At 50.6% G+C, this 24,576-nt stretch carries 28 protein-coding genes and 1 pseudogene; 7 read left to right on the forward strand and 22 right to left on the reverse strand.

The genetic code is table 11. The features are described from left to right. Nucleotides 1–47: 47 nt before the first annotated feature. Together trmJ and suhB are read right to left on the reverse strand one after the other, a co-directional pair. A complete protein-coding gene (gene trmJ, locus CWI70_RS06050; protein WP_126771454.1) occupies nucleotides 48–758 on the reverse strand; it encodes a tRNA (cytosine(32)/uridine(32)-2'-O)-methyltransferase TrmJ in 711 nt (236 codons plus the stop codon). 115 nt (nucleotides 759–873) lie between these two features. Beyond that, nucleotides 874–1,674 (reverse strand): inositol-1-monophosphatase, encoded by an 801-nt coding sequence (gene suhB, locus CWI70_RS06055; protein WP_126771456.1) that lies wholly within the window; start codon nucleotides 1,672–1,674, stop codon nucleotides 874–876. 295 nt (nucleotides 1,675–1,969) lie between these two features. Between suhB and CWI70_RS06060 the strand changes: the two genes are divergently transcribed. Then, entirely contained in the window at nucleotides 1,970–2,140 is a 171-nt protein-coding gene (locus CWI70_RS06060) for a DUF3545 family protein (RefSeq protein ID WP_126771458.1), read from the forward strand. A gap of 87 nt (nucleotides 2,141–2,227) precedes the next feature. Here CWI70_RS06060 and ung read toward each other — a convergent pair whose 3' ends face one another. After that, entirely contained in the window at nucleotides 2,228–2,881 is a 654-nt protein-coding gene (gene ung, locus CWI70_RS06065; protein WP_241967830.1) for a uracil-DNA glycosylase, read from the reverse strand. A gap of 71 nt (nucleotides 2,882–2,952) precedes the next feature. On the opposite strand from ung, the gene CWI70_RS06070 reads away from it, so the two are divergent. Then, nucleotides 2,953–3,735 carry a glycosyltransferase family 2 protein gene (locus tag CWI70_RS06070; protein ID WP_126771460.1) on the forward strand — a complete coding sequence of 261 codons (783 nt, stop codon included), beginning with the start codon at nucleotides 2,953–2,955 and terminating at the stop codon, nucleotides 3,733–3,735. A 39-nt stretch (nucleotides 3,736–3,774) separates the two neighbouring features. On the opposite strand, the gene CWI70_RS06075 is transcribed toward CWI70_RS06070, so the two are convergent. The 5 genes from CWI70_RS06075 to CWI70_RS06095 all read right to left on the reverse strand — a co-directional run bounded on the left by CWI70_RS06075 (nucleotide 3,775) and on the right by CWI70_RS06095 (nucleotide 10,632). Next, on the reverse strand, nucleotides 3,775–5,799 hold the full coding sequence (locus tag CWI70_RS06075; RefSeq protein WP_126771462.1) for a S9 family peptidase: 2,025 nt from the start codon (nucleotides 5,797–5,799) through the stop codon (nucleotides 3,775–3,777). A 200-nt stretch (nucleotides 5,800–5,999) separates the two neighbouring features. Continuing rightward, nucleotides 6,000–7,844, reverse strand: a complete 1,845-nt coding sequence (locus CWI70_RS06080) for a DUF1302 domain-containing protein (protein WP_241967831.1) — start codon at nucleotides 7,842–7,844, stop codon at nucleotides 6,000–6,002. Nucleotides 7,845–7,982: 138 nt separating this feature from the next. Next, on the reverse strand, nucleotides 7,983–8,816 hold the full coding sequence (locus CWI70_RS06085; protein WP_126771464.1) for a hypothetical protein: 834 nt from the start codon (nucleotides 8,814–8,816) through the stop codon (nucleotides 7,983–7,985). A 140-nt stretch (nucleotides 8,817–8,956) separates the two neighbouring features. Further along, nucleotides 8,957–9,886: an electron transfer flavoprotein subunit alpha/FixB family protein gene (locus CWI70_RS06090; protein ID WP_126771465.1), complete on the reverse strand. Its 930-nt coding sequence runs from the start codon at nucleotides 9,884–9,886 to the stop codon at nucleotides 8,957–8,959. Then, nucleotides 9,883–10,632: an electron transfer flavoprotein subunit beta/FixA family protein gene (locus CWI70_RS06095; protein ID WP_126771467.1), complete on the reverse strand. Its 750-nt coding sequence runs from the start codon at nucleotides 10,630–10,632 to the stop codon at nucleotides 9,883–9,885. Before CWI70_RS06095 ends, CWI70_RS06090 begins: the two co-directional genes overlap by 4 nt. 134 nt (nucleotides 10,633–10,766) lie before the next feature. Here CWI70_RS06095 and CWI70_RS06100 point away from each other — a divergent pair, with 134 nt between their 5' ends. Next, nucleotides 10,767–11,183, forward strand: a complete 417-nt coding sequence (locus tag CWI70_RS06100; RefSeq protein ID WP_157980876.1) for a SufE family protein — start codon at nucleotides 10,767–10,769, stop codon at nucleotides 11,181–11,183. Here CWI70_RS06100 and CWI70_RS12535 read toward each other — a convergent pair. The 14 genes and pseudogenes from CWI70_RS12535 to rppH form a co-directional block, all read right to left on the reverse strand. Beyond that, nucleotides 11,159–11,290: pseudogene (locus CWI70_RS12535) on the reverse strand (DUF3307 domain-containing protein); the annotation flags it as partial. The gene CWI70_RS06100 and the pseudogene CWI70_RS12535 overlap by 25 nt on opposite strands. Beyond that, a complete protein-coding gene (locus CWI70_RS06105; protein ID WP_126771471.1) occupies nucleotides 11,239–11,442 on the reverse strand; it encodes a DUF3307 domain-containing protein in 204 nt (67 codons plus the stop codon). The gene CWI70_RS06105 and the pseudogene CWI70_RS12535, both read right to left, overlap by 52 nt. Beyond that, a complete protein-coding gene (locus tag CWI70_RS06110) occupies nucleotides 11,435–12,088 on the reverse strand; it encodes a hypothetical protein (protein ID WP_126771473.1) in 654 nt (217 codons plus the stop codon). The genes CWI70_RS06105 and CWI70_RS06110 overlap by 8 nt, the downstream gene beginning before the upstream one ends. Nucleotides 12,089–12,197: 109 nt before the next feature. After that, complete coding sequence (locus CWI70_RS06115) at nucleotides 12,198–12,698, reverse strand: DUF1543 domain-containing protein (protein ID WP_126771475.1); 501 nt, start codon at nucleotides 12,696–12,698, stop codon at nucleotides 12,198–12,200. A 134-nt stretch (nucleotides 12,699–12,832) separates the two neighbouring features. Beyond that, entirely contained in the window at nucleotides 12,833–13,618 is a 786-nt protein-coding gene (tcdA, locus tag CWI70_RS06120; RefSeq protein ID WP_126771477.1) for a tRNA cyclic N6-threonylcarbamoyladenosine(37) synthase TcdA, read from the reverse strand. A 20-nt stretch (nucleotides 13,619–13,638) separates the two neighbouring features. Beyond that, nucleotides 13,639–13,956 (reverse strand): CcdB family protein, encoded by a 318-nt coding sequence (locus tag CWI70_RS06125; RefSeq protein ID WP_126771479.1) that lies wholly within the window; start codon nucleotides 13,954–13,956, stop codon nucleotides 13,639–13,641. Then, nucleotides 13,956–14,189: a type II toxin-antitoxin system CcdA family antitoxin gene (locus CWI70_RS06130; protein ID WP_126771481.1), complete on the reverse strand. Its 234-nt coding sequence runs from the start codon at nucleotides 14,187–14,189 to the stop codon at nucleotides 13,956–13,958. Before CWI70_RS06130 ends, CWI70_RS06125 begins: the two co-directional genes overlap by 1 nt. 82 nt (nucleotides 14,190–14,271) lie before the next feature. Beyond that, the gene (locus CWI70_RS06135) at nucleotides 14,272–15,588 is read right to left on the reverse strand and encodes a type II toxin-antitoxin system HipA family toxin (RefSeq protein ID WP_126771482.1); all 1,317 of its coding nucleotides are present in this window, start codon (nucleotides 15,586–15,588) and stop codon (nucleotides 14,272–14,274) included. Continuing rightward, on the reverse strand, nucleotides 15,582–15,923 hold the full coding sequence (locus CWI70_RS06140) for a helix-turn-helix transcriptional regulator (protein ID WP_126771484.1): 342 nt from the start codon (nucleotides 15,921–15,923) through the stop codon (nucleotides 15,582–15,584). The genes CWI70_RS06135 and CWI70_RS06140 overlap by 7 nt, the downstream gene beginning before the upstream one ends. A gap of 434 nt (nucleotides 15,924–16,357) precedes the next feature. Beyond that, nucleotides 16,358–17,209: a thymidylate synthase gene (locus CWI70_RS06145; protein WP_126771486.1), complete on the reverse strand. Its 852-nt coding sequence runs from the start codon at nucleotides 17,207–17,209 to the stop codon at nucleotides 16,358–16,360. Further along, complete coding sequence (gene lgt, locus CWI70_RS06150; protein WP_126771488.1) at nucleotides 17,206–18,027, reverse strand: prolipoprotein diacylglyceryl transferase; 822 nt, start codon at nucleotides 18,025–18,027, stop codon at nucleotides 17,206–17,208. The genes CWI70_RS06145 and lgt overlap by 4 nt, the downstream gene beginning before the upstream one ends. Before the next feature lie 3 nt (nucleotides 18,028–18,030). Continuing rightward, on the reverse strand, nucleotides 18,031–18,822 hold the full coding sequence (locus tag CWI70_RS06155) for a sulfite exporter TauE/SafE family protein (RefSeq protein ID WP_126771490.1): 792 nt from the start codon (nucleotides 18,820–18,822) through the stop codon (nucleotides 18,031–18,033). A gap of 34 nt (nucleotides 18,823–18,856) precedes the next feature. Then, nucleotides 18,857–21,130, reverse strand: coding sequence for a phosphoenolpyruvate--protein phosphotransferase (ptsP, locus tag CWI70_RS06160; protein ID WP_126771492.1), 2,274 nt, complete (start codon nucleotides 21,128–21,130; stop codon nucleotides 18,857–18,859). 1 nt (nucleotide 21,131) lies between these two features. Beyond that, nucleotides 21,132–21,665, reverse strand: coding sequence for an RNA pyrophosphohydrolase (gene rppH, locus CWI70_RS06165; protein ID WP_126772762.1), 534 nt, complete (start codon nucleotides 21,663–21,665; stop codon nucleotides 21,132–21,134). Between the two features lie 89 nt (nucleotides 21,666–21,754). Between rppH and mutH the strand changes: the two genes are divergently transcribed. The 4 genes from mutH to rimK all read left to right on the forward strand — a co-directional run bounded on the left by mutH (nucleotide 21,755) and on the right by rimK (nucleotide 24,575). After that, nucleotides 21,755–22,411 (forward strand): DNA mismatch repair endonuclease MutH, encoded by a 657-nt coding sequence (mutH, locus tag CWI70_RS06170; RefSeq protein WP_126771494.1) that lies wholly within the window; start codon nucleotides 21,755–21,757, stop codon nucleotides 22,409–22,411. Nucleotides 22,412–22,485: 74 nt separating this feature from the next. Next, nucleotides 22,486–23,178, forward strand: coding sequence for a DUF2982 domain-containing protein (locus tag CWI70_RS06175; RefSeq protein ID WP_126771496.1), 693 nt, complete (start codon nucleotides 22,486–22,488; stop codon nucleotides 23,176–23,178). A gap of 72 nt (nucleotides 23,179–23,250) precedes the next feature. Next, nucleotides 23,251–23,673 carry an ATP-dependent zinc protease family protein gene (locus CWI70_RS06180; protein WP_126771498.1) on the forward strand — a complete coding sequence of 141 codons (423 nt, stop codon included), beginning with the start codon at nucleotides 23,251–23,253 and terminating at the stop codon, nucleotides 23,671–23,673. Further along, complete coding sequence (rimK, locus tag CWI70_RS06185) at nucleotides 23,670–24,575, forward strand: 30S ribosomal protein S6--L-glutamate ligase (RefSeq protein WP_126771499.1); 906 nt, start codon at nucleotides 23,670–23,672, stop codon at nucleotides 24,573–24,575. The genes CWI70_RS06180 and rimK overlap by 4 nt, the downstream gene beginning before the upstream one ends. Nucleotide 24,576: the final 1 nt, after the last annotated feature.

Here is a 24,576-nt window from a genome sequence, read left to right on the forward strand (position 1 = left end):
ACGGACATGGTCAAAACGTCAGGTTGGACCCGTGGTAGAACCACGGGTTACTTTTGCTTGTCGATGGAGGCGAGGATGCCACGCAAGATGTTAAGTTCATTCGCTTCTGGCCTTGCTCGGGTGAACAAGCGCCTTAGCTTTGCCATTACCTGACCTGGGTGCTGCTTAATGATAAAGCCGGTGTCCGTCAGAGTACTCTCAAGATGCACGTAAAACCGCTCGAGGTCTTCAGTAAGTGGATACTCACTTTCGGCAGTACCCGGCTGTTTATCTGCTTCAAGCCACTGCATGCGTATCTCGTAGGCAAGGGTTTGTACCGCCATAGCGAGGTTTAACGAACTGTAATCCGGATTGGTAGGAATGTGCACATGATGTGTACATTGTTGCAGCTCTTCGTTGGTGAGCCCGCTGCTTTCTCGGCCAAAAACGAGGGCCACTTTGTAATTGGCGCTCTCTGCAAGTGCTTGCCCTGCTGCTTCGCGAGGGCCGAGTAGTGGCCAATCCAGCGTGCGATTGCGCGCGCTAGTGCCAATGACCATGCCGCAGTCAGCGATAGCGTCACTTAGATTCTCGACAATAGATGCGCCATGTAGCACATCCGTTGCGCCAGCCGCCAACGCCGAGGCATGGCTATCGGGAGCCTGCACAGGATCCACCAAGGTTAGCTCTGATAAACCCATCGTTTTCATCGCCCGAGCCACCGAACCAATATTGCCGGTATGCGAGGTATTGACGAGAACAATACGTATATTTTTCATCGCGCGATGCTCCAATCTTGAATCTTGCCGTGTAGCCCGCAGTTCTACTGCGGGGTATGTCGAATTCAACGGAACTGGTAAAAACGTCCGATTAAACCCGTGGTAGAACCACGGGCTACTTCATGCTGCTCGGTAAATGTGGGCGTGCTTTGCTTAAAATTCCCTGCACGACCTTGGGGTTACCGGCAACGACGTGCCCGCTTTGCATAAAGCCATGACCGCCCGCAAAGTCAGTCACCAGACCGCCCGCTTCACGTACGATCAAACCGCCCGCAGCGATGTCCCATGGCTGCAAACTGAATTCCCAGAAACCGTCCATCCGACCTGCAGCAACATACACCAAGTCCAGTGCAGCAGCACCGGCGCGGCGCATGTCGGCAGTCTGCTCGAACAAGCTACCAAAAACATTCTGGTAATTCTCAACAAGGTCTTTGCGCTTAAACGGAAAGCCTGTCGCTAATAGCGCACCATTCAAATCACGCTGTTTGGTCACACGAATACGCTTACCATTTAGCTGAGCGCCAGCACCACGGCTGGCCGAGAACAGTTCTTCGCGCAACGGATCATAAACGACCGCAGCCTGAACTGTGCCTTTATGTAAGTAAGCGATTGAGATTGCGAAATGCGGGATACCGCGCAGGTAATTGGTGGTGCCATCGAGCGGATCGATAATCCACTGATGCTCAGGGGTTGCACCCTCATGTGCACCGCTCTCCTCAGCTAAGAAGCTGTGATCTGGGTACGTTTTCTGAATTGTACGAATAATCGCTTGCTCAGCTGCTTTGTCAATTTCAGTGACGAAATCGTGCTGGCTTTTGGCTTGAATATTCAGGTCAGCTTCAACGCCGAAATTCTTACTCAAAATTTTGCCGGCCGCACGCGCAGCGCGCACCGCGATGTTTAACATGGGATGCATACCAATATACCTGTGCTGTGAAAGAACAATTTTGTGGCCGCGGATTATACTCGCTTCGCTCGTTAAAAGCAAAAGCGTTGTGTGTTGTCGTGCGTTCGAGTAGCCCGTGGTTCTACCACGGGTTTAATCGGACGTTTTTACCAACTACGTTGAATTCGGCACCCCCCGCAGTAGAACTGCGGGCTACACGATCGAACAACGAACAGCGAACAACGCTCTTGTATTTTTTATCGTCAGGTGTTATTAAAGTGTTGCGCTATGCCTAAAATAACTACTATAAAGCTAGGAGGATCCCATGGATCATTCAGAAGAGCTAAACGGTGTTGAAGCAAAACAGAACAAGTCACGTCGAGTAAAACGCAAGTGGCGGGAAATTGAAGCGCTTAAAGAAAAATATCGGTTACGAGAAGAGCTGAAAGATATGGATTACGGTCTCGATCTTGAACTCGATGAACTCGAATTCTAAATGGTAACCCGTGGTTCTACCACGGGGTATGCCGAATCCAACGTACATGGTCGAAAAATACGGTGAATCCCGTGGTAAAACCACGGGCTACCATTGAATCGGCTTGCTAAGCAGTTCGTTGGTGCGTTTGAAATGACCGCAGGTCAGAAAGCCTCTGTGCGCCGATAACGGCGAGGGGTGGACCGCGGTCAATACATGGTGGCGTTGTCGATCAATCAACGCTCCTTTCTTCTGTGCGTGTGCGCCCCAAAGCAAAAACACGACCCCTTCACAGTGCGCATTAATTTTCTCGATAACGCTGTCGGTAAAACGTTCCCAGCCCCAACTGGCGTGCGAATGTGCTTTCCCGTCTTCCACGGTCAATACGGTATTCAACAACAACGCGCCCTGCTCAGCCCAATGCGTTAAATCGCCATGTTCGGGCGGCTGATAATCCGGGTAGTCGTGTTGTATCGCCTTATAAATGTTGCGCAATGACGGCGGCAGTTTGACGCCTTGCGGTACCGAGAAACATAGCCCATGAGCTTGCCCCGGACCGTGATAAGGGTCTTGGCCGAGGATCACCACTTTCAGCTTTGCTAAAGGTGTTAAGCGAAACGCATGAAAGACTTCTGCAGCGGGTGGGTAAATACGCTTGCCCCTTTCTCGTTCCGTTTTCACGCGATTGAGTAGCGTCTGAAAATACGGCTGTTGCTTTTCTTCCGCTAACACGTCGCTCCAGCTTTTTACGGTAACCAACACGTTCTCCTTCGCCCCTTTTGGAACTTTTGCGGTATCATGAAGCCATTCATATTAACAATCTGGGGCTCTGTATGTCAGCAACAAACGACTACCCACCCATTAGCGTTTTCATTATTACTTTAAATGAAGCAGCGCACTTAGATGAGGTTTTAGAAAGCGTTCGCGGCGTTGAAGAAATTGTCGTCATCGACTCAGGTTCTACCGACCGTACCCTTGAAATCGCGGCAGCGCATGGTGCCCGAATCGTCCACAACGACTGGCCTGGTTACGCTAAGCAAAAAGAGTTTGGTATTCAACAATGCACACACAACTGGATCCTAAACCTTGATGGCGACGAAGTCCTTCCCGCTGGCGGTTTGCAAATGATTCGGGAACGCATTGCCCAAGGCGATATCAACGGCATCTGGATCCACCACGACGATATTTTTATGGGCCATAGCTTACATAAAGCGCGTCATCATAAGTACCGCCGTGTGTACCGTAAAGACAAATGCCACATGAATACGGATGTTTTAGTGCACGAGCATATTGAAGTTGAACCGCCGCTGGCCTATTTGCCCATTTATCTAAAGCATTACGGTTACGATACTGCGCATGGCTACATGGACAAGCTTAATAGTTACTCGTTGCTGAAAGCACAACAACGCGAAGAACAAGGACGGCCTTGCAGTTTACCGCGGTTACTGCTTATCTTTCCGGTGATGTTTTTAAAGTTTTATTTAGGCAGGCAAATGATTTGGTCGGGATGGCGAGGTTTTATCAAAGCTAATATTGATGCCTTTCACTTTTTTCTGACCGAAGCCAAGCTCTATGAAATGGCCTACCGACGGAAGCGCGAACGCGATAAACAATAGCGAAGTGAGCCTACCCGCTCGGGTAGGCTCGCACTTCGTTTATTCTGCGGCTTCCCCGCCGTATTTGTTAAACCAATGCAAGATATACGCAACCTTACCAATCAAATTCGAGGGTCGACTGTAGATGCCATGCGGAGCATCCGGCACCCTTACCATCGCAGTGTCGACGCCTTGCAACTTGAGCGCCTGATAATACTGCTCAGACTCTGAAATTGGCGTGCGATAATCAGCCTCACCAGTTAACAACATGGTCGGCGTGGTAACGTTGCCAACGTAGCTGATCGGCGAATACTTGAGGTAATGCTCTGGATTCTCCCAAGGTAAAGCAGGGAACCAATACTTGGTGAAGTAGCTGTACGCATCTGCGGTGAGCACAAAGCTGTACCAGTTGATCACCGGCTTCGCTACCACAGCAGCGCGGAAACGATCGGTATGACCGACGATCCAAGCGGTAAGCACGCCACCGCCGCTACCGCCGGTAACATACAAGCGCTCTTCATCAATGAAACCTTTGTCGACCACAGCGTCAATACCGTCCATTAGGTCATCATAATCTTGACTTGGATAGTTATGATGAATTTCTTGCGCAAATTCCTCACCATAGCTGGTGCTTCCGCGTGGATTGGTATAGAGCACAACATTGCCGGCTGCCGCCATCAACTGCACTTCGGCCGAAAAAGTTTCAGCGTAAGCAGTGTGCGGACCACCGTGGATCTCGAGAATCAACGGGTACTTTTTGCTCTTATCGAAGTTCGGCGGATACACAATCCAGCCTTGGATTTGGTAATCACCGTGCTTCGAGTCATACCAAATTTCTTCGACCTTACCGAGTTCTTTGTGCGCAAATAGGTCTTCATTCAACTGCGTTAGCTGCTGTGTTTTCCCACCACGCTGTAAGACTAAGTCGGCTGGGCGTTGCGCGTTTGCTTCGGTGAAAACCAAAGTATCGTTCGCCGCTACATCAAAGTCGCCACCGCTATAAGGACGCCCATAGCTGAGACCACCCATGCGGTCGGTCAGTTGTTGGCGCTCACCATTTAGGCTTTGCTTAACGATATGTCCGTTGCCATGCCGATCATAACTGAAATAAACAGCTTTACTGTCTGGTGACCACTGCACATCGCTAACGCTGTAATCGAGGTTACTGGTCAGCAGCTTAGGCGCTTTGGCGTTCAAATCCATAACGTAGAGCTGCGTCAGTTGATAACTCATTTTCTCGTCGTCATTGCCAAGCCAAGCGAGCTTTGTGCCATCCGGACTCATCGTGGGCGAACGATCGGGTCCGTTGCGATCGGTGAGTTGGCTAATTTCTTGGCTGGTGACATTAACGCTATAAAGATCAGAGTTTTGCGGCTGATCAAACGCGTCTTCGCGAAGATTTGCCGAGAAAATAATACTATTATTGCCGTTCCAAGCTAAACTGCCGCCATGATGGTAGTCACCGTGTGTGATTTGGCGCGGTGTACCACCGTCGGCTGGCATCACATAGATTTGCGTATAGCCATCTTTGGCATAGCCAGCACCGTCAAAACGATACTGCTCTTTGTCGATGTACTTCGGTGGCTCCGCCCATTTGGCACCTTCTGGGGCCTTCGGCAGGCTAACGGGTGGCGCGGAAGGCTCAGGTGTGAACATGGTAAATGCCAGCCATTCACCATTGGGCGACCAACTTAAGTTGCTGGGCGAGCCAGTTAAGCGGGTGACTGGTGCGTGTCGTTGGCTGTCGGTCCAGTACAAGTGGATTTGGTTGCTGCCGCTGCGATTGGATACGAACGCAAGCGTTTTGCCATCCGGCGACCAGGTCTGCGAGTGATCGTTGGCGTCACCACCGAGCAAAGGTCGTAATTCACCACTTGCATCAACGCGCCATAGTGCGCCGTAGCGACGGTCGGTCATGATATCCATGTAGTTTCTGATGAATACGGTATAGTCACCACTTGGATGTACGGTTGGTGCACTGGCGTATTCGAGCTGGAAGACATCTTCGGATTGGAAGATGTTTTGTTCAGTAGCTGCGGCGCTGGTCGTTGCCAGCGCCAGTATCATTCCGATGGTAGTTTTCATTTTGGACTCCGACGTAGCCCGCAGTTCTACTGCGGGGGAAGCTTTCAAATTACCGCTGAGATCGAACTAAATAACCTTAGTCGATCAATTTAAACTTTACCCGTAGTAGAACTACGGGCTACACGTCATTTTCGCAAGTGATGTTCGACGAATGGCACAAAAAAACCCGCCGAAGCGGGTTTTTCAAATGCGTTCTGCGATTAGAAGCTGTAGCTGAAGCTAACGGCAGCAAAATCGCGGTCGCTTGCTGGCTCGTAGTCGCCACCAGAGTTGATGTTGTAACCAACACCGATTTTATATTGCGACAAATAGCTGAAGTCGACACTCAAGCCAACTGTTTTGCGGCCTTCAATGAAGTTACTGTTTGGCGAGTAACCTTTTACATCATGACCGAAAGCTAACGTTGGCGTCATGTTCCAACCTGAGAATACGTTGTTGTACTCAGCGACGAAACGAGTGCGATAACCCCATGATGAAGCAGTTACGAAACCTTCACAGTTGATATCACCGGCAGGGCTTGGATTACCTAACTGCTGCTGATCCGCGACAGTCAAGCACTTGCCGTATACAGGGTTACGACCGAAACGCTGCTCATCCAAGCTAGGTAACGAATGCACTTTGTTCATCGCAATTTCACCAATGAAGGTCAAACGGCTCGCACCTAGAACGTTATCCAAGAAACGAATACCAGTGACCTGGTATTGGCTTACGTCCAAATTCTCGTAGCCTTCTTGCAACTCACCAAGGTTCGTGAAGTTACCTTGTCCGTCAGTTTCAAGACGGTCACTAAAGGTACTTGGTACGCCGGCACGCAGACCCGCAGTCAAGATTTCAGTGGTATTAATCTGAACTGGCATATCTTTACGGAAGCTATATTCACCACCGACTGACCAAAGACCAAAGTTAGTACTAAAGCTTGCGCCAATAATTTCTTGGTCTTCTGGATACTGCAACACGTAGTTCGGACCGGCAATCGGATAGCCGTCTGGATGCGCTAAACCTGCGGTCGGTTGCACCTGCCAGTTATACGCTGAAATAATAGGTGTTTGGTTGTGAATGTTCATGTAGTACAAACCAAACTCAACATCGAGATCCATGTTGTAGTGACGTAAAGCGAAACCATATTGGCCGCCGTCGTCTGGCTCGATGTTTGGTGCACGGTCTAAGTATGCACCGAATGCAACTGACTCTTGATCGCTCAAGCTGCTTGACGGTTGTCCAGCAACCAGCGTTGGGTTCAAGGTCACTTTGTTACATCCTGGACCACCTAAAATGTCGACCGTCGAGAAGAAGGTACCACAGCCGTCTAGCTTGGTGTTGTCCCACTCATATTGATAAAACATGTCGAGGCTGGTTTCGTCGGTCAAACCAAGGTTGATATTAACCATACCAACTGGCAACAACGCTTCTTTGATTTCAACACCTGGACGACGCACGGCGTTGACGTCGATGGGGTTGATGGCGTTGACACCATTGAAGATGAAGGTGCTCTCACCCCAGCTTAACACTTGGCGGCCAACGCGCAAGTTGACTGGCATTTCACCTAAGTCGAAATACGCGTATGCGAACGCATCTAATAGCTCAAAACCGGAACCCGTTGACCAATCGTCAAGACCATCGTTGTTCAGGGTGACGTCTGGGTAGTAATTTGTCGCGGTATGACCGTGCGCCACTTCTTGGTTCTTGATGACATCGTCATACCAATATTTGAAGCGGAAGAAGGCGCCGTAATCGCCGCCATCGATGCTTAGATCGTGCACACCTTTGACAACCGACGACACCATGTCACCTTTGTCATAGTTCAGGTTACCGTCGTCGGCAACACCTGATTGACCTTGACCACCAGCCATGTTGCCAGGGTGAATGACGCGAAGATCTTGGTCTTCCATCCGCCATGCGGCACCGTATGAAATAATGGAGTCAAACTTAACGCGGAAATCACCCACTTCAAATTCTGCGGCGTGAGCCCCGGCACTTCCTGCGAATGCTAGCGCTACCGCAGTAGCGAGAGGTAATTTTTTAAGCATAGTTGTTCTTCTTTTCATGTTAGCCACCTAATCCCATTAGGATGTTATAGGCTCAATCATGTCCGATGAGTTACAAATATGCAAGTGCTCTCTAACGAAAAATCCACTAAGCGGGGCCTCTGTCCCGCTTAATGGATTTGCTGCACTGCTATCGGTTTAGTTCGGACGCTGACTAGCTTGATAGGCCTGCCGCAGTGAACTTGCTTCCGTCGAAGTCACACTGCCATTCTTTTGCCAATTTTGGATAGTTCGCATGGCACAGCTCACCGTATCACCACAAGCTGCCAACAGCGCCTCAAGGCTGAAGTCTTCAGCGCCGTAACTGACACTTGTCGCGTAGCCTTGCGCGATGCCCTGATAACCCTCACCGGTTTGGTTATCAACAGAACGGTCATAATAGAGGAACGCATAGTTGTACGAGCCAGCGGTTAAAACTGGGTAAGCGGTCATATCTGCAAACAAATTAGCGGTAGATGCTTCAGCCCCCATACCGACACCACGTGACAATAAATCAGCGCCAAGATTGATTTCACGGTCGACAAAACGTTGCTCGCCCGCTGAAATCAGTGCCCAAAATGCGCTACCGCTCGGATAATTCGTGGCACTTGCGTCAGCGCCATACGCGAATAACGAGTAGAGTTCTAAAGAAGTCGCAAAGGCAAACTCGTCAGCATGCGCGCTCGCCGAATAAAGAACCTCGCCAGCCGCAGTCGAAATTTCCATCGCTATGGAACGCGTCGCGTTAAGGTATTCTTCAGACAGGCCAAGAATAACCGTACTTTCAGCCAAAGCAGCGTCCTCAACAATTGTTGCCTCGAACACCAGAGGTTCCGCCAGAGGGCCTTGATAGTCACCCAGTTGTGGCAAGCTAGCAAACAGCAGCTCGCCTTTGATTTTTAGTGTTTCTTCAGCAGCTTGCACCGTCGACAGCGTCAAAAGTGAAGCCAAAGCTAGCGCTTGCAGTGCGCCTGTTAGCAATGAACGTTTCATAAGCTGATCCCTTGTTTGTTCCCCAAGCACGCAAGTGGTGCCCTTTCAACATAAGAGAAAACCTGCGATTGCACAATATTTAGCCACAAAAAAGCCCGCAACAAAGTGCGGGCTAATAAAAAACACTAACTTAGGGCTGTTTAAAGCGCTTGCTCTAACTCCGGCAACACATCAAACAAATCCGCTACCAAGCCGTAATCAGCAACTTGGAAGATCGGCGCCTCTTCATCTTTGTTAATTGCAACAATGACTTTCGAGTCTTTCATACCGGCCAAGTGCTGAATCGCACCGCTAATACCTACAGCGATGTACAACTCAGGTGCCACAATTTTACCCGTTTGGCCAACTTGCATGTCGTTAGGAACAAAGCCTGCATCAACAGCGGCGCGTGATGCACCTACCGCAGCGCCAAGCTTATCGGCGACTTTTTCCAGTAGGTGGAAGTTTTCGCCATTTTGCATACCACGACCGCCAGAGATGACAACGCGGGCAGCGGTCAGATCTGGACGCTCTGATTCAGCCAGTTCCTCACCAACAAACTCAGATTTATCATTATCGATAACGGTGTCGACGGCTTCAATAGAAGCATTGCCACCTTCAGCAGCGACCGCATCAAACGCGGTCGCACGCACGGTGATAACTTTAATTGCATCTTCTGACTGCACGGTGGCGATTGCGTTGCCCGCATAAATCGGACGCTTAAAGGTATCAGCACTTTCAACCGCAATAATATCTGACACTTGGGCAACGTCTAACAACGCTGCCACACGCGGCATGAAATTCTTGCCGGTGGTGGTTGCCGGCGCGAGAATGTGACCATAGTCTTTGGCCAGTTCAGCCACTAAGGTTCCTAAGTTTTCAGCCAGAAAGTGACCGTAAACGGCGTTGTCTGCGAGGCGTACTTTGCTAACACCATCCGCTTTCGCGACTTCATCGGCTACCGCTTGGCAACCTTCACCCGCCACCAAAACGTCGATGTCGCCGCCAATGGCTTGCGCTGCGGCCAGTGTTTTCAGCGTCGCTGGGCTTAATTCTTTATTGTCGTGTTCGGCAATGACTAAAATACTCATAGGACTTTTGCCTCATTCTTCAATTTGTCGACCAATTCCGCAACGTCTGCAACTTTCACACCTGCGCTACGTTCCGCTGGCGGCTCAACTTTAAGTAATTTGACGGTGCGTGCAACGTTCACACCCAACTCGTCTGCTGTCGTCACATCAAGCGGCTTACGCTTAGCTTTCATGATGTTCGGCAACGACGCATAACGCGGTTCGTTCAAGCGTAAGTCAGTGGTTACAATCGCTGGCAACTGCAGCTTCACGGTTTGCAAACCGCCATCAACTTCACGAGTAACGTTAACGCTGCCGTCAGCCATATCGATTTTTGACGCAAAGGTACCTTGCGGCATACCAGTTAGAGCACCCAGCATTTGTCCGGTTTGGTTGTTGTCAGAGTCAATCGCCTGCTTACCAAGAATTACCAATTGTGGCTCTTCTTTTTCCACCACACCTTTTAAGATTTTGGCAACCGCCAAGGAGTCCGGCATATCATCGGTCTCGACTTGGATAGCGCGATCTGCGCCTAAAGCCAAAGCGGTACGCAGTTGCTCTTGCACCGCTTTCGGTCCAATCGAAACCACCACTACCTCGTCAGCAATGCCTTTTTCTTTCAGTCGTACTGCTTCCTCAACTGCGATTTCACAGAACGGGTTCAGGGCCATTTTCACGTTGGCCAAATCAACGTCAGATTGGTCAGCTTTCACGCGTACCTTTACGTTGTAATCAATGACGCGTTTGACCGCCACTAATATCTTCATGTTGTCGTTCCTGTTACGTTATTTGAATTCAGGTTTTAAGCTTAGACCGCCCAAGATTAACATTTTTCGGTGCAAAAATGGTACTATTGCCGTCCCTTTTCCGCTGATCTTGAGCATTTTCATTGGAGTTTTTTGTGTACGGCAAACTTAGCGAAAGCGATCTCGCCCAGTTAACAGCGCAGGCGCAACAACAACCTCAACGGCTTAAATTCTTGATTCAACAAGCGGCTCTGTTGCCTGCTATGCCCGCACAAATGAAAGTTGCTGCAAATGAAGTACACGGCTGCGAAGCCCAGGTTTGGCTGCTAACGAAATGGCACGGTGATTTGCTGGAATTACAACTCGATTCCGCATCTCGCGTTGTAAAAGGCCTGCTCGCACTTATCTATCAAGCGCTCAATGGCGCAACGCCTGCTCAGGTCGCGGCGTTTCAACTCGACGCCCTACTCGCAACGCTGAGCTTGGATAACATGGTCAGCACTTCACGCCGCAACGGCCTGAGTGCAGTCGTTAGAGCAATAACAGACTATAACCATAACGGAAGTATGTGAAAGAAGATGAGTCCTACTGCTAAAGTCAGTGTGAAACTTGCGAAACTACCAAGCATCACATATTCCGTAAGCTTTCGGTCCGTGCTTTTAGTGAGATCTCCAAAACGATCGCGAGTCCATGCGTTAGCGCATGCAGATAGAGATAGCCACTCTTAAAGTGACGCTTGTTCTTACTTTCTATCCAACGTGTAGGTTGAAGATAAAAGTCGAGTAGTACGTGCGCTAGAATAAAAACGAGCACTAAAATTAAATCATCCATGTTCAATTAATTCCTCAATGCTCTTTTGAGTATAGTTTAGGTATTCCACTACTAACTCATAGTAGGCTTTATTAAGCTGGCGGGTGATGTGACTTCGCGAGCGATTCAGTACCTTTGCGAGATCAGCGTGCGTAATAGTCTCAGCATCAATGTAACTCTTAAGCAGATAGTGCGATAGCACTTCGCACTCGTTTTTCGAGAACTCGCTCAGCAATGCATCAAGCAATCGCGTGGTAAGTGAAAGCGCCGCCGATGATTCGTGATTACTCAGTTGCAGCGTTATAAGCTGCGATTGCATGTTATCTAAGCCTCGCCCCGAAAGTACAAAGGCTTCTCCACTCGAAAGTTTGACACTTTCCCGCAAATTTTCTACACGACCAATAGCTAAGGACTGTCGCACTGCAACAGGTGTTTTTGCAGACGCCATAAAAAGCCGAAGTAGCACTGCAACCACACAAATTGACTGAGGTTTCGTGGTGATAATTTGAAAAGCGTCACCACGAAAAATATCAAAAGCCTTGACGAGGTCTCGCTCCCTAAGAGTCGCCAAAACCTCATGCAATCGCTCAAGTGAGACTTCTAATTGATGTCCACGCAATGCCTGTGATTTTACAATGTCGCCAGAAATGACCCCTAGAATCGGCATTATTACTCTCCTTCAGTCACCGCCGTTACGTTACAACAATATGTAACACCTTTGAATGTTACACCAAAATGTAACATTGTCAAATGTTACAGCATGATGTAACAATGCATCAGGCGATCACTTCGTAGCCCGACCAATCAGGCACCAACGGCTGCGCTTTGCCGTCTTTCACCAGATGTATGTGCCAGCCTTCCAGCAAATCCACATTCAAACAATTGTCGACGTCGTACAAGTCGTCTTTGTGCTGTTCGACGCTGTCGGTAAGCAGACGTTGATAGCCGACGCGTTTAGCTTCGTCGGCGGATTTGGCGACGACTAGGGTGAAATCATGAAATTCGGCAAGGCGATCGGGATAATAGCCGCCGAAGTTAACGAACCAGAGCTTTTCGGGCTGATGACTGGGATCTTTGCTGAGTTCAATGCGGTAACCGTCGACGTGGTGCAGGTGTACGTAACTATCTAGGTGCAGGCCTTTGCGAGTGCCGAACCAATACTTGCGCAATGTCGGGTAGCAGGCTTCGACGTTTTCGCCAGCCACGAAACGCACGTCGTGCACTTCAATGTTGGCATGTGGTGCTGAGCCACCGATGTAAAACATAAATAGTTTCATAAGATTCTCGTAGCCGTAGTTCTACTACGGGGTCATCAAACGTTTCCGGATGGTCATCATGTTGAAGAACCGCGTAGCCCGTAGTTCTACTACGGGGTCATCAAACGTTTTCACCATGGTCATCATGTTCGCGCTCAACCCGCAGTAGAACTGCGGGCTACTTTCTCCAGCAACAAGGCGACGGCGTGCATGGCAAAGGTGCAGGTGACAGGCATAGCGGCGCCGAAGCCGGTGGCGCAATCCATACGCATGCTGCCGGCACCTGGCTTCGCATGCGACCATTCACCATCGTTCTGCGGATAACGTAATTGCTCCGTCGAATACACCGCTTTTATGCCAAAACTACGGGCAGGATTTCGGGAAAAGTGATAATCGCGACGCAACATGGAACGCACTTTGGCAAGCAAAGGATCTTGTGTCGCTTTGGCTAAATCCGTCGAAGTCACCTTGCCTGGGTCAACCTGACCACCAGCACCACCACAGGTAACTAAAGGCACCTTCCGGCGTTTACACCACGCAATCAACGCAGCTTTCACTTGCACACTATCAATCGCATCCAGCACAGCAGTGACCGGCGAACCTAAATACTCATCCAAGTTCTCACGCGTCAAAAAGTCATCAATCACTCGTACTTGGCAATCAGGATTAATATCGCGCACTCGTTGCGCCAGCACCTCGGTTTTCAATTGCCCCACCGTACTTGTCATGGCAGGCAATTGGCGGTTGATGTTGGTTACACAAACATCGTCCAAATCAATTAACGTCAGCCCACCGACACCCGAGCGGGCTAGCGCCTCAACCGCCCACGAGCCTACGCCACCCAGCCCAACCACGGCAACGTGATGATTGCTGAACTGCGTCGCGGCGGCTGTACCATAGACCCGCTCAATACCTGAAAATCGTTCTTTAGAAGTTGTCATAGGGCGAATTTTACCACGCTCTAACAGCCAGTAATAAGAAAATCGAGCGCATTCAGCAGCTCATAACGCTGCTCTTGCAGCGACGCAACAGATGAGAGGTTAACCGGCATCGGAATACTCGCAAGTTGGTGAGTCATCACGACATAAATTTCATTATCGACGGCGACCTCAGGGCAAAGTGTCTGCAACGGTGCATAACGAAATTCATCTCGGGCAACCAATGGCGCCACCACGCGCGTTGTCAGGTCGCCGATAATATCGGCTTGTAAGTCAACGAAATAGGGGTAGCTAGAGCGCGTATCGGGATCGGGGTTATGATAAACATCGAACTGCGCCATCAGAACACTCGATGTTTCGCTGCAAACAGGCCGTTACGTTTAGCAAAATCATTGGCTTCTTGCACAGCTTCTTTGTTCTCTTGCCGCCAGCGTAATCGCTTTTGCTTGCGAACCTCTTCAGTCAGCGCCCTTTCAAACGTTGCTGATAAATTAATTTTCAGCGCCTTAGCTTCGCTTAACAGCGGCTCACTAACACTCAAATTCGTTGGCTTTTTCGGGGGCGAATAGTTCATAACAGTACCTAACGATGAATACGCATTAATTATGCGCATAAACCATGCATTTGGCAATTCGCTTTTGCAGAATCTGAGATGACTACAAGTCGAGGCGTTGATGTTTTCGAATGAGTTCAATTAACGCGCTAGGTACATCATTCTGTGCGGCCAGCCGCGGCCACTGGCTCACGGATTCCAACGTTTGATCGACCATAGCATCTAGCTTATGCCGACTAAACAACGGGCTAACCTGCTCGAGTGCATAAATATCTTGGCGAGTGAAGTCTTCGCGCTTACCGTTGAGCTGCATCCAGTGTTGGTTAACCCACTTACTGTCAGGTTTATAGCTGTAGGCCACATCATACGCAGGAGCCAACTGCCAGCGCCCCGCACGATACTGAAAGGCGAAATTCTTCGCATGGTCATCATGATTACGCGCGACAATATTAAAGATCATACGCCGCATCAGTTGCTCGGCTTCCGGAGCTGTTAACTTAAGTTTTCGCGCAACCGCAAACAGCTCACTGTAAGAAAAACTCCCCGGCTTTTTGTAGTCCACATGCGCAATACCGTTCAGTGTTTGCGTATGAATTTTTGTATTCCCGTCCCGATCAAAACGCTGCGTCAAAAAATGCCGACGGTCACCTTCTGGCAATAAATGGCAGGGCATCATCTCGATACCGCACTGTTGCGCCATCAAGTAATACACATATTCCATCGCACCATAACCTTGCGGATCACCAAAGGTTTCATGCCCCGTACTGCGCTCAACCACACCATCAAACTTCATCAAATAATGACGAAAGCCAGCCGGCGCATCGGTTTGCCCAGAACACACCTGCGTGAAGTCATCATTAAACGCCAACACCGCCTTAGGCCTTGCCCCACCCGCGCTGGTGCCAACCGAAAGTAGCGCTAACATGGCCTCACGGTCAGCGGCACCATCACTTGGCAACTCATGCTCAAAGCGCGCTCGACTATCGAGCACATCCTGCGCAATCTCAGTCAGCTCAGCGATGTTCACCTTCTGCATTTGCTCAAAACCACGAACCCTAGTGGCAGGCCGATACTCCAGCGCCCCCATGCCGCGTTTGCCAGTGTATTGCAGCCGTTGCAACGGACTGATATCAGCAGGCTGCAAACCGCGATTCGCCACCCACGCATTGAGCACCGCATTACCAAAGTCATCCGGCAGCGAATCTGCCACTAGCCCCGGTAGCCCATGAAACGTAGGACCCATTAACTCTGGAAAACTATAGATTTGCTTCTTTAATGGCATCGTCAGCGGCGCCAACTCAACCCCCGAGCGAATAAACTCAGGTGTGTATTCAAATGCGCCAAAACCCTGCTCACTATCAAAACTCAGTGCGCCCACCTCAGCATCCTGATACCAAACACTGATCACCTCCATTACCATGATGACTCTCCACCCACTTGGTCATCATCGCTGCCGCCGCGACTCCCGCTAGCTCGCTCGCGCTGCTTGCCCTGTAGTTTGCGCAACTGCAACGGCGATAACTGCGGCTTAGGTAAGAAATGATTCAGCTGATCAGCGCAATCGAGCGCCAGCAACAGCGCCACAAAATTCTCCAATTGCGCTTGCCCCTTCTCGGCATTCATCACAATCGTACGGCTGACACCCGCCCGTTTGGCGAGTTCCGCCTGAGTAATGTTGGCGTTCAGTCGCGCTTGCTTGAGCCGCTGGCCAAGCTCTGCTGATAGTGCTGCTGGTGATAAATGGCTAAGTTGCATGGTCGTTGCTCGTTTTTCGTTATTCGCTATTCGCTATTCGTTATTCGTTATTCGTTATTCGAATGTTTGGGTCACACCTGTATAGCTTTATGTTCTATAAAATGAACTTTAAATACAGGATGCCTATTAAAGTAAATTAATAATCACTTTAGCAAGTATAGATGATGATTCCAGGAGCGCAAGATTAGAATTGTAGAGTTATACATTTTTAACTTTAGTAGATAAAAGTTCAATAACGTAAGGTTTAATTGACCTTATGCATGAGTGTAGGTTGAAGTGTAGCTAGCTTTGGGAACGCGGGTGTGTGCCGCATGGATGCGGCACGCAAGCCCCCATGGATGGGTTCACGGCGTCCCGCGATCGCAAAGCTAGCTCCACTTCGACCGAAACTGACGCGGAAGTCGCTGCGGAAACTTACGCGGGATCCGACTTTTTTAAACGCTGAAGGGGTATTGAATCGCCGGATGATGCTGATAACCGTGCACAGCAAAATCATCCAGCGTGACCCATGTTTCGAGGTCTTTTAGCGACTTGATATCTGGGTTGATTTCGAGTTGTGGCGCTGGGAACGGCTCGCGCTTGAGCTGCACATCACGCATCAGTTCTAGCTGATCCTCGTAGATGTGAGCGTTTACTATCTTATGGTAAGCCTTGCCCGCTTTGTGGCCCGTGATTTGTGCCATCAGCGCCAGAAACGTGAACACTTGTACCTGATTAAAATTCAGCCCCAACGGCACATCGCACGAACGCTGGTAGCTGGTTAAATACAGCGTATCACCGAGCAACGAAAAGTTATGCGTGTGCATACATGGCCGCAAACAGCCCATGTGGAATTCGCCCGGATTATAAAAACTCATGATTTCACCGCGATCATCAATGCCGCGACTTAAATTATCGACAATTTTGCGTAACTGATCGACAAAGCCACCGTCCGGTTTCGCCCAACGCCTACCCTGCACACCGTAAACTCGACCCATATCGTCTTCACCTTTGCGGTGCGGGTTGGCCAGCCAAGCTTCATTCAGGTTGGCATTCGCATCCCAGGTCTTGGCGCCCAGTTGACGAAAATCCGCCGCGTTGTCGTAGCCGCGAATGTAGCCGAGAAACTCCGCTATCGCCGCTTTCCAAAAACTCTTACGCGTAGTGATCAGCGGAAACTGATTGCCCGCCACATCATACTCTAGGTCGGCATTGATCACGGTCAGACAACGCTTGCCCGTGCGTTCATTCTCAACCCAAACGCCTTCGTCGACAATACGCTGGCATAACGCTAAATACTGCTTCATGCTTTGCCTCCTTGCGGTGCCTGATGAACCCGATAAGCCCACACCATCATGACCACGCCAAGCACAATCATTGGCGCCGACAGCCATTGCCCCATCGACCAACCGAAGTACAACAGACCAAGGTGCGCATCAGGTTCACGGAAATACTCAATAAAGAAGCGTGCCGCACCATAACCAATCAGGAACAAACCACTTATCGCTCCCATCGGCCGGGGCTTACGACTGAATAGCGCTAAAATAATAAACAACAAAAGCCCCTCTAAAGCGGCTTGATAAAGCTGCGAAGGGTGCCGCGGATCGGCACCCGCCGCTGGAAATAGCATTGCCCAAGGCACATCAGTGGTGCGCCCCCACAGCTCGCCATTAATAAAGTTTCCGATGCGCCCAAAGCCCAGGCCCATAGGCACCAGCGGTGCAACAAAGTCGCCAATTTGCAAAAAGCGTAACTGCGTGCGCCAAGCAAAAATTGCCAGCACGGTAACCACGCCTAACAGCCCGCCATGAAACGACATTCCACCGCTCCCCATGTCGAACAAATACAACGGGTTGGCGATAAAGTACTCAAACTGATAAAACAGCACGTAACCGATGCGGCCACCCAGAATCACGCCCATAAACGACCAAAACAAAAGATCACTGAAGCGCTTTTCAGTCCAGCCCTGATGGGCGTAATGGGGCATTTGCGTTTGTCGCTTTCCCCAAAAATAAGCGAACGCGAGGCCAAGCAAATACATTAAGCCGTACCAACGCAGCGCCAATGGGCCAATACTGAAGATAACCGGGTCGATGCTCGGGTGCATCATAAACTCAGTTTGCATGTTTTATCCTATAAATAATTCGAGTGAAACCAGTACCAAAAACGCCGCAAATCCCTGCTGCAAACGTTTCACAGGAATACGCTGAGTCAGCGCTGCACCTAATGGCGCGCATAGCATCGACGCTATTGAGATCCCCAACCAAGCCGGCCCATGCACGTAACCCAACAAACCTTCGTTGGATTCCATTCGTTGGCCCAAGACAATAAATGCCAATACCGCACTAACGCCGATACTTAGACTACCTACTGAAGATACCGCAATCGCTTGCCGAATGGGAACCCTAAGACGTTGCAAAAGTGGCACGGTTAATGAGCCACCACCGATGCCCACCAGCGCCGACAAACTCCCTACCATAGCGCTAATCAAGGCCATTAGCCGTTTCGACACGCCCGTAATTGGCTCGCCGGTACGCTGCGGAATCAACATCCGAATGGACAACACCAACAATACGATGGAAAAAATCCGTTGCAGCCATTCAGGTTTTAACTGAGTGGCCAGCCAAGCACCAAATACCGCGCCAGCCATCAAGCCAGGAATCAGTCGGCGCACCCAAAACCAACTGATTTGTCCATGTCGATAGTGTGAACGTGCGGCGCTTAATGTGGTCATGACAATGGTTGCTAAACTCGTCGCGACGGCCATTTGCACCACAAGTTCAGGGGGAACACCTAATACGGGAAGTAAATAAATCAATAGTGGAACAATGACCAGACCGCCACCAATGCCCAGCATGCCGGCCAATAAACCCGCAATCACGCCTCCGGCTAAACACCATAACCAGCCTGTGATGAGCACTGTTACTCCTTATCTGGGAAAAGATTATTAACGCTTACCCGCCAGCACGGACAAAACCGCCTAAACCGGCTTCTTCTAACGTCATGGTTACGATCTGTCGTACTTCTTTTGCCGAGCGCGCGCGCAACGCACGCTCGAGCATGGGAGCCAAATCCGCCGCCTTACTGTGGCGAATAATCCAGCGGATTCTATCAATATTGTAGCTGTTCATGCTCAAGGTGCGATAACCCATCGCAAGCAGTAACAAGGCACCGCCGGGTTCGCCGGCCAGTTCACCACAAACTGACACCGGTTTATCGAGTTCATTCGCACGATCTATAATTTGCTTCAACGCATGCAAGACCGCTGGATGAAACGCATCGTATAAGCTAGCAACGCGTTGATTATTGCGGTCTACAGCGAGCAAATATTGCGTGAGGTCATTGGTACCGACCGAGAAAAAATCGACTTTATCAACAATCGTGTGCAGGTGATACACCATTGCTGGCACTTCAATCATAACGCCTAGTTTCGGCGGCACCAACTGCGCGCGATCATGCCCATTCGACTCTTCACTCACCTCGTGGTAGGCCTGTTTTACCATGCGGGCCGCATCATCAACTTCTTCTGCGCTAGTGATCATCGGCAGTAAAATATGTAAATTATTGCGTCCCACGGCTGCACGCATCATCGCACGAATTTGTACGAGAAAAATCTCTGGATGATCTAAGGTCATGCGAATACCACGCCAACCAAGAAACGGATTCTCCTCATCCATTGGCAAGTACGGTAACGGCTTGTCGCCGCCTACATCGAGGGTGCGCATGACCACCGTACCGGCTTTGAACTGCTCAAGCACTTGACTGTAGAGCTCAACCTGCTCGTCCTCAGTGGGCAGACGTTCATGCATCATGAACGGAATTTCTGTGCGGTAAAGTCCAACACTGGCAATGTCGAGCTCTTGTAACCAGTCGCGCTCGGTATTTAGCCCCACATTGAGCTGCAACGTCACCCGTACGCCATCTTCGGTTTCCACCGGCTTACCACGTGCTTGTTCGACTTTTTCACGCAGTTCGAGTTCTTCTTCAGCAAGCTGACGGTATTCGTTTTCGACCTGCAACGGTGGATTAATAAACAGATCACCGTTGTAGCCATCAACGATCAACGTTTCGCCATCGAGCTCATTGAGTTCGATGTCATCCGCCCCCAACACGGCTGGAATACCCATACTACGGGCCATAATCGCCGCGTGTGAATTACCCGATCCGCGCACCGAGACAATCCCCAAGATCTCGGTGTGCGGCAACTCGGCGAGCATGGTTGCTGTGACTTCATGGGCCACTAACACGCATTCAGCGGGCGGCTCGTGTTGCTGACGGGCCTTTTCTTTCAAATGAGATAAAATGCGTTGGCCCAAATCGCGAACATCACTGGCGCGTTCACGAATGTATTCGTCATCGAGGTTTTCAAACTGATTGACTAAGTCTTCAACGACCAACTTAAGTGCGGTCTGCGCTCGCCAACCATCATTAATCGTCTGTTCGACTTGCTGGCCCAAACTGGTGGAGTCCAACATCGCATGATAAACCTCAAAGATGGCGAGGGTTTCATCGGCCACTTGGCCTTTCATGCTGGCACTTAAATCATGCAGTTCCTGCCGCGTGCGTGCCACTGCTGAGCGAAAGCGTCGAACCTCATGCTCGGGCATATCGGTACGCTTCGGCGTGACCTCACTCAAGCGCGCACGGGGTTTTACGACATACGCAGGACCAATCGCTACACCTGGCGCCGCCGCTAAGCCTTTGATCGTTTGCAACCACGGCGATTGCTTCACGGTACGCAAATAGCCCTTGGCTTCAGCATGGGCGATCACCACCGCAAGCTGGGCAGCAAGTGTCACCACAAAAGCTTCTTCGTCGCGGGTGAAGGCGCGATCATGTTCTTGTTGCACCGCCAACACGCCGAGCACGCGGCGCCGATGAATCACGGGAGCGGCCAACATGGCGTTGTAGCGCTCTTCATCGACTTCAGCGAGGCGTAAAAATTTTGGATGTTCACCAGCGTTGGCAATGTTCAGCGGTTCTTCACGCTGCGCCGCCAGTGAGATGACACCTTCACCAAAGGGAACATGGATGGGCTGTTCTGAGTTGACTTGCAAGCCGTCGGTTGCGGCCAAATGAAATTGCTGTTGTTCGTGATCGGCAAGGTAAACCGTGCACGAGTCGGTCTGCAACGCTTCTTTGACTTGCCGCACCATGGTCTGTAGCGCCAGCTCAAAGTCTGGCGCCTGATTCACAGCTTCGACAATGCGTTGCAACACTCGCAGCATATTAACGTTTCCGTCTGGGGCCGCGCTGTTTCCGTCCGCCGGGTTTGCCTTGGGGTTGCGGTGTCGGCATGACAATTGGCGCGAATTCTTTCATCACGCGCCGATAGACATCCTTTTTAAACGACACGACTTGACGCACCGGATACCAATAACTGACCCATCGCCAGTTATCAAACTCCGGATGCGAGGAGCAATGGACATCGACGTCCTGCTCTTGGCATTTTAAGCGCAGCAAAAACCATTTCTGCTTTTGGCCGATACAAGTGGGCCGCTGTTCGCGTCGAATGAGACGTTTCGGCAAGCGGTAGCGAAACCAGTTACGACTGGTATACACGATTTCCACTTGTTCAGGTTTTAACCCTACCTCTTCGTACAGTTCCCGGTACATGGCTTGCTCTGGCGTTTCACCATCGTCAATGCCTCCTTGTGGAAACTGCCAACTATGTTGCCCAAACCGACGCGCCCAAAACACTTGTCCCTGCTCATTACAGATAATGATTCCAACATTTGCGCGGAATCCTTCTGCGTCTATCACGCGGGCATCCTCTAAAATTCGACTTCTGTCATTGATTTTTCCATAATCGAGCCCTGAAAGAAAGTGCCAAGCCACGAATAAGGAGCCCAATGAGCGACCTGCGTACATTATTTAACGCCGCCAGCGATTTAGCAGGCCTCAGTTTTGCTGAGTTAGCGGCGCGCCACGGCTTAGCTGTACCCGCCGATCTGCGGCGCCATAAAGGCTGGGTTGGCCAACTGTTAGAAACAGCTTTGGGCGCCAGCGCTGGTTCGCAAGCCTTACAAGACTTTCCAGAACTCGGGGTTGAGCTTAAGACGATCCCGCTGGATGCCAACGGCAAGCCCTTAGAGACCACCTTCGTCTGCACCGTTCCTTTGCTGGATACCAGCGGAGTGAACTGGCAAGCAAGTAATGTACGTAACAAACTACAATGCGTGTTATGGATCCCCATTGACGGTCGGCGTGAGGTGCCGCTGGCTGAACGCTCGGTGGGCACAGCTTTTTTATGGCAGCCGAGCGCTGACGAAGAGGCGCAATTGCGCCATGACTGGCAAGAGCATATGGATAAAATCGCCATGGGTCAGGTCGAAAGTATTACGGCGCATCAAGGTGAAGTTTTACAATTGCGTCCAAAGGCGGCGAATAGCAGAGTTCTTACCGATGCGATTGGCCCGAACGGCGAAAAGATTCAGACGTTACCGCGGGGCTTTTATTTAAAGACATCGTTCACCGGTGCTATTATTCGCAAGACATTTAATCTGTAGCCCGTGGTTCTACCACGGGCTACACACTGTTCGAACAGTGCGCAGCACGGACGAACAGCGCAGCGGACGAGTTTATGACTGAACTTAAGGTACAACCGGCGGCACGACGCGACGCACTGAGCTTTTGCATCGGTGGCGTTGCCCTGTTTGCCGTGACCATGTTTCTTTATCTGGCCGACTTCGACTTCCCGCAAGCCGCATGGGCACTACTCTACATAGCCAGTGCCGCGATCTTCTTGCTAGGGGTTGCCAAAATGGTTGAACCACCCGTCAGTTTGGTGATCACGCCACAAAATATTCGCTACGAACATCGCCGCGGTACCTGGCAACTGGAATGGGATAATTTGTTGCGCTTTGATATTCCACGCACGCATCGCGGCCTCGAGCTTGAGGAGCTGCCTTACATTGGTTTTCGTGTGCACGACATGGAGCCAGTGCTCGATAGCATTTCGCCGCGACTTGCAGTTTATTTGGTCAGCGAACAACGGCATTTACTCGCCGCGGCGTTGCGCCGTGAGCAGCCGGAACTCAACGACTACACCCCCTACTACGATATTCCAACCAGCTACAAAGCCCCCAGCGGGAAGCTGTACCGCGGCGTGCAAGCCTTGTTTGCCGTGCGCTGCGAGCAACTCCGCCAACTACTCGGTTATGACCTGTACGTGCCCGCCAGTGCACTCGATCGTCCACTCGATGAATTTTGTCAGTGGATGCAACAGGTTAAGCAACATCGACAAACCGTTAAAAGCGAGTCCGACAAGCGTTGACGCTTGCTGTTTAGCCGCTGCGGCTATATTCTTTGCAAGTAGTTTAACTTTTCGCTTGGAGTGAAACAGCGCATGCAAACTTTGGGTTGGCGCGAATGGGGAGCTCTCCCCGACCTCGGCATTACTGCCATTAAAATGAAAGTCGACACAGGCGCGCGAACCTCGTGCTTGCACGCCTTTAAATTAGAGCCCTTTAGCAAAGACGGGGAAAACTGGCTGCGGATATGGGTGCACCCAGAGCAAGACTCTGATCGTGAACACATGTGCGAAGCCAAGATTCACGACCAACGCGAAGTTACCGACTCAGGCGGCCACACCGAGTTACGCTACGTCATCAAAAGCAAACTTAAAGTTGGCGATTTCTATGACGATGTTGAGCTGACCTTGACCAATCGCGACAGTATGAAATTTCGTATGTTGCTCGGCCGTCAAGCAATGCGAGGTGTGTTTTTAGTCGATCCTGACGCATCCTACCTACAAGGAGTTCTCTCATGAGGATTGCGATTCTATCGCGCAATGCCAAGCTCTATTCTACGCGCCGCCTCATTGAGGCCGGTGAAGCTCGCGGCCATACTGTTGACGTGCTCGATCCACTGCGTTGTTACATGAATATCAACGCGCGTGAATCATCTATTCACATGAAGGGGAGTGACTTGCCACAGTATGATGCCGTTATTCCGCGGATTGGCGCCTCAATTACCTTCTTTGGTACGGCCGTACTGCGGCAGTTTGAAATGATTGGCACCTACCCATTGAACGAGTCGGTTGCGATTTCACGTAGCCGGGACAAGTTACGTTCATTGCAACTGCTCAGTCGCAAAGGTATTGGCCTACCCACCACTGGTTTTGCCAGTCAGCCACAAGATATTCCCGACTTGATCGAAATGGTCGGCGGGGCACCACTGGTGATCAAACTGCTTGAAGGCACACAAGGAATCGGTGTGGTGCTTGCCGAAACGCGGCAAGCGGCCGAAAGCGTGATCGAGGCCTTTATGGGGCTGGAATCACACATTATGGTGCAGGAATACATCAAAGAAGCTGGCGGTGCCGATATTCGCTGCTTCGTCATTGGCGACAAAGTCATCGCCGCAATGAAGCGCCAAGCGAAGCCCGGTGAGTTCCGCTCCAATTTGCACCGCGGAGGTTCAGCAAGTTTAGTGAAGCTCACCCCAGCCGAACGAGCAACTGCTGTCAAAGCAGCGAAAACCATGGGACTTAACGTTGCCGGGGTCGATATTTTGCGCTCTAACCACGGTCCATTAGTGATGGAGGTTAACTCGTCTCCGGGCCTCGAAGGCATCGAGTCAGCGACTGAGAAAGACGTCGCTAGCCAAATCATCAGTTTTATCGAAAAGAATGCGAAGGCGCATCGGACGCGCACGAAAGGGAAAGGTTAAG

It is taken from the genome of Pseudidiomarina homiensis, assembly GCF_003987225.1.
Classification (GTDB): domain Bacteria; phylum Pseudomonadota; class Gammaproteobacteria; order Enterobacterales; family Alteromonadaceae; genus Pseudidiomarina; species Pseudidiomarina homiensis.

Bases quoted from the DNA above. Each gene is read 5' to 3' on its own strand.
- trmJ (WP_126771454.1), bottom strand. From the start codon at position 758: ATGAAAAATATACGTATTGTTCTCGTCAATACCTCGCATACCGGCAAT.
- suhB (WP_126771456.1), bottom strand. From the start codon at position 1,674: ATGCATCCCATGTTAAACATCGCGGTGCGCGCTGCGCGTGCGGCCGGC.
- CWI70_RS06060 (WP_126771458.1), top strand. From the start codon at position 1,970: ATGGATCATTCAGAAGAGCTAAACGGTGTTGAAGCAAAACAGAACAAG.
- CWI70_RS06070 (WP_126771460.1), top strand. From the start codon at position 2,953: ATGTCAGCAACAAACGACTACCCACCCATTAGCGTTTTCATTATTACT.
- CWI70_RS06075 (WP_126771462.1), bottom strand. From the start codon at position 5,799: ATGAAAACTACCATCGGAATGATACTGGCGCTGGCAACGACCAGCGCC.
- CWI70_RS06080 (WP_241967831.1), bottom strand. From the start codon at position 7,844: ATGAAAAGAAGAACAACTATGCTTAAAAAATTACCTCTCGCTACTGCG.
- CWI70_RS06085 (WP_126771464.1), bottom strand. From the start codon at position 8,816: ATGAAACGTTCATTGCTAACAGGCGCACTGCAAGCGCTAGCTTTGGCT.
- CWI70_RS06090 (WP_126771465.1), bottom strand. From the start codon at position 9,886: ATGAGTATTTTAGTCATTGCCGAACACGACAATAAAGAATTAAGCCCA.
- CWI70_RS06095 (WP_126771467.1), bottom strand. From the start codon at position 10,632: ATGAAGATATTAGTGGCGGTCAAACGCGTCATTGATTACAACGTAAAG.
- CWI70_RS06105 (WP_126771471.1), bottom strand. From the start codon at position 11,442: ATGGATGATTTAATTTTAGTGCTCGTTTTTATTCTAGCGCACGTACTA.
- CWI70_RS06110 (WP_126771473.1), bottom strand. From the start codon at position 12,088: ATGCCGATTCTAGGGGTCATTTCTGGCGACATTGTAAAATCACAGGCA.
- CWI70_RS06115 (WP_126771475.1), bottom strand. From the start codon at position 12,698: ATGAAACTATTTATGTTTTACATCGGTGGCTCAGCACCACATGCCAAC.
- tcdA (WP_126771477.1), bottom strand. From the start codon at position 13,618: ATGACAACTTCTAAAGAACGATTTTCAGGTATTGAGCGGGTCTATGGT.
- CWI70_RS06125 (WP_126771479.1), bottom strand. From the start codon at position 13,956: ATGGCGCAGTTCGATGTTTATCATAACCCCGATCCCGATACGCGCTCT.
- CWI70_RS06130 (WP_126771481.1), bottom strand. From the start codon at position 14,189: ATGAACTATTCGCCCCCGAAAAAGCCAACGAATTTGAGTGTTAGTGAG.
- CWI70_RS06135 (WP_126771482.1), bottom strand. From the start codon at position 15,588: ATGGTAATGGAGGTGATCAGTGTTTGGTATCAGGATGCTGAGGTGGGC.
- CWI70_RS06140 (WP_126771484.1), bottom strand. From the start codon at position 15,923: ATGCAACTTAGCCATTTATCACCAGCAGCACTATCAGCAGAGCTTGGC.
- CWI70_RS06145 (WP_126771486.1), bottom strand. From the start codon at position 17,209: ATGAAGCAGTATTTAGCGTTATGCCAGCGTATTGTCGACGAAGGCGTT.
- lgt (WP_126771488.1), bottom strand. From the start codon at position 18,027: ATGCAAACTGAGTTTATGATGCACCCGAGCATCGACCCGGTTATCTTC.
- ptsP (WP_126771492.1), bottom strand. From the start codon at position 21,130: ATGCTGCGAGTGTTGCAACGCATTGTCGAAGCTGTGAATCAGGCGCCA.
- mutH (WP_126771494.1), top strand. From the start codon at position 21,755: ATGAGCGACCTGCGTACATTATTTAACGCCGCCAGCGATTTAGCAGGC.
- CWI70_RS06175 (WP_126771496.1), top strand. From the start codon at position 22,486: ATGACTGAACTTAAGGTACAACCGGCGGCACGACGCGACGCACTGAGC.
- CWI70_RS06180 (WP_126771498.1), top strand. From the start codon at position 23,251: ATGCAAACTTTGGGTTGGCGCGAATGGGGAGCTCTCCCCGACCTCGGC.
- rimK (WP_126771499.1), top strand. From the start codon at position 23,670: ATGAGGATTGCGATTCTATCGCGCAATGCCAAGCTCTATTCTACGCGC.